At 68.5% G+C, this 3,133-nt stretch carries 4 protein-coding genes; all 4 read left to right on the top strand.

Going from position 1 to position 3,133, the window contains the following annotated elements:
• Positions 1-753, top strand: a 753-nt coding sequence (locus ACTS11_RS10495; RefSeq protein WP_442640261.1) for a CoA transferase, incomplete at its 5' end; no start/stop codon positions are given.
• Between the two features lie 3 nt (positions 754-756).
• Entirely contained in the window at positions 757-1,296 is a 540-nt protein-coding gene (locus ACTS11_RS10500) for an NADPH-dependent FMN reductase (RefSeq protein WP_442640262.1), read from the top strand.
• Between the two features lie 17 nt (positions 1,297-1,313).
• A complete protein-coding gene (locus tag ACTS11_RS10505) occupies positions 1,314-2,159 on the top strand; it encodes a fumarylacetoacetate hydrolase family protein (protein ID WP_442640263.1) in 846 nt (281 codons plus the stop codon).
• A gap of 80 nt (positions 2,160-2,239) precedes the next feature.
• Positions 2,240-3,133, top strand: an 894-nt coding sequence (locus ACTS11_RS10510) for a C4-dicarboxylate TRAP transporter substrate-binding protein (RefSeq protein WP_442640264.1), incomplete at its 3' end; no start/stop codon positions are given.

Consider the following 3,133-nt stretch of genomic DNA (forward strand, 5'->3'; position numbering starts at 1 on the left):
GACCGTCCCGCCTACGACACCGTCGCGCAGGCGGCTTCCGGCTACCTCCGGCTCCTGACGCCGCCCGCCAATCCGCGCGTCATCGGTCCCGCGATCGCGGACGCCGTGACCGGCCAGTATGCGGCCATGGCCTGTCTCTCCGCGCTGCTCGAGCGGTCGAAGACGGGCAAGGGCCGCCGCATCGACATCTCGATGCTCGAGGCCATGTGCCACTTCAACCTCGACAGTTTCACCCACTACTATTCGGTGGGCGAGGTCATGGGCCCGCTTTCGCGTCCGGTCGTTTCGCAGAGCTACACCTTCGAATGCGCGGACGGGAAATGGGTGGCGATCCACATGTCCTCGCCGCCGAAGTTCTGGGAAGGAATGCTGCGCGCAACCGGGCAGGAGCATCTTGCGGACGACCCCCGGTTCGCCGAGCGGCTGGACCGCATCCGCCACCAGGACGACCTCATCGACATCCTGACGCCCGTGTTCCGGGAACGGACGCGCGACGCCTGGTGCGCAAGCCTTCTCGAGAACGAGGTGCCGCATTCGCCAGCCTACGATTCGGACGAGGCCCTCGAGGATCCGCAGGCGGTCCACCTCGGCATCAAGGTGAGCGCGCCGTCTTCCGAACTCGGCACCTTCACGACGGTGCGCCCGCCCTACAACTTCGACGGCGCCGCCGAGACCGGGGTGCTTGCGCCGCCCGTCCTCGACGAGCACGGCGACGAGATCCGCGCCGAGCTGCGCAAGCGGAAGGCGGGCTGAGGCATGGCGAGGCTCCTCTTCATCGCGGGCAGCCTGCGTGCCGCCTCCTCCGCGCGCGCCATGGCCCGCGCGCTCGCCGCCCGCGTCGAGGACCGGGCCGACGTGGCCTTCGCCGAGATCGGGTCGCTGCCGCACTACAACGCGGACGTCACCGGCGATCCGCATGTCGCCGCGTTCGTGGAGGCGGTCCGCGCGGCGGACGGGCTTGTCTTCGTCACGCCGGAATACAACTACTCGATGCCGGGGGTCCTGAAGAACGCGATCGACTGGGCATCCCGACCGGCCTACGGGTCGGTGTTCAGGGGCAAGCCCTGCTTCGTGGCGACGACCTCGGGCGGGGCGATGGGTGGCGTGCGCGCGCAGGCGCATCTGAAATACGTGTTGAACGGTATGCTGGCCGAGGTCTTCGCGGCCAAGGAGATCGTCGTGCCCTTCGCCAACCAGAAGGTCGTCGACGGGGTTTTTCAGGACGAGGCGATCCTCGGGTTCGCGGAGGAGACGCTGGTTGCGTTCCTCGCGCGGATCGGGGCGGTCAAGGGATAGGCGGGGCGAAAGAGACGATGCGGCTGATCACATTCGAGCGGCGGGACGGCAACCGTGGCTACGGCACCACCGACGGGACGACACTGCGGGACGCGAGCGCCGAACTGTCGGAGCGCTACGCCGACCTCAAGGCGGTCATCGCGGCGGACGCGGTGGCCGAGCTTGCCGGCCGTGGCCCGGAGATGCCGCTGTCGGAGGTGTCGCTCCTGCCGCCGATCCCCGAGCCGGAGAAGATCCTCTGCATCGGGCTGAACTACCTGCCGCACATCCTCGAGACGGGCCGGGCCAAGCCCGAGAAGCCGGCGATCTTCACGCGCTATCCCGACAGTGTCGTGGGCCACGGCAGCCCGATGATCCGCCCTGCGGCCAGCCACAGGTTCGACTACGAGGGCGAACTCGCCGTCATCATCGGCAGGCCCGGCCGCCACATCGCCGAGGCCGACGCCTGGGACCACATCGCGGGCTATGCCTGCTTCAACGACGGCTCGATCCGCGACTACCAGAACCACACGACGCAATTCTGGCCCGGCAAGAGCTTCGAGCGCTCGGGCGCCTTCGGGCCCTGGATCGTGACGCCGGACGAGGCGGGCGACATCACGGCCCAGAGCCTGACCACGCGCGTCAACGGCAATGTCGAGCAGCACACGCCGATCGCCGACATGGCCATCGGCATCCCCGAACTCATCGCCTATGCCTCGACGGTGACGACGCTGAAGCCGGGCGACGTGATCGCCACGGGCACGCCCGGCGGCGTCGGCAACCACCGCAAGCCGCAGCTCTTCCTTGAGCCGGGCATGAGCGTCGAGGTCGAGATCACCAATGTAGGCACCTTGTCCAACGGCGTGGAGGACGAGGCGCCCTGACGACGGCATCCGCGCCGCGCGGGGAGGCGGGGCGCGGGACATGCGGCGAGGAGGCCGCGATCCTTGGGAGGACAAGACAGATGAAGAAGTTGCTCGCCTTCGCTCTGGCGGGGTCGGTGGCCGTGCCCACGACGCTCGCCGCGCAGGAAACCATCAGCCTGACCATCGCCTCGAGCCATCCCACCACGATCCCGTGGGTCGGCATGATGCAGACCCATTTCATGGCGCGCACCGACGAGATCCTCGCCGAGACGGGCACCTACCGGATCGAGTGGCAGGAGGCCTTCGGCGGCCAGCTCTACCGTGCCAACGCGACGCTGAGCTCGGTCGAGGACGGGATCACGGACGTGGGCTGGGTGTTCTCGATGCTGGAGGGCGGGCAACTGCCGCTCAGCCAGGTCTCGAGCTACACGCCGTTCACCACCAGCAATCCGCCGGCGCAGCTCGACGTGATGTGGGATCTTCTCGAGAACAACGCCGCCTTCGCCGAGGAGTGGTCGCAGTACAACCTCGTGGTGCTGGGCCTCACCGGCACCGATGGCTACGACATCTACACCGCCGAGCCGATCGACAGCATCGCGGATCTCGACGGGATGAAGATCTCGGCGCCGGGCGCGCTCGCCAACTGGCTCAGGGGCACGGGGGCGAACGCCGTCGACGGGTCGCTGACGACCTACTACACCGACATCCAGACCGGGGTGTCGCAAGGCGTCCTGTCTCTTGCGCTGGGCGTGCTGCCCGCGCGGATCTACGAGGTCGCACCCTTCGTCACGCGGGTGCGGATGGGCGTCGCCTTCTCGGGCGCCATCGCCGTCAATCGCGACAGCTGGGAGTCGCTGCCCGAAGAGGTGCAGGCCGCCATGACCGAGGCCGGGCGCTACTATACCGAGGCGCATGGCCAGGACCTGCTCGAGCGGCACGAGGCCGAACTCCGCATCATCGCCGCGACCCGGAATTGCCCGGGATGCCGCAAC

It is taken from the genome of Roseicyclus sp., from assembly GCF_052168335.1.
GTDB lineage: Bacteria > Pseudomonadota > Alphaproteobacteria > Rhodobacterales > Rhodobacteraceae > Roseibacterium.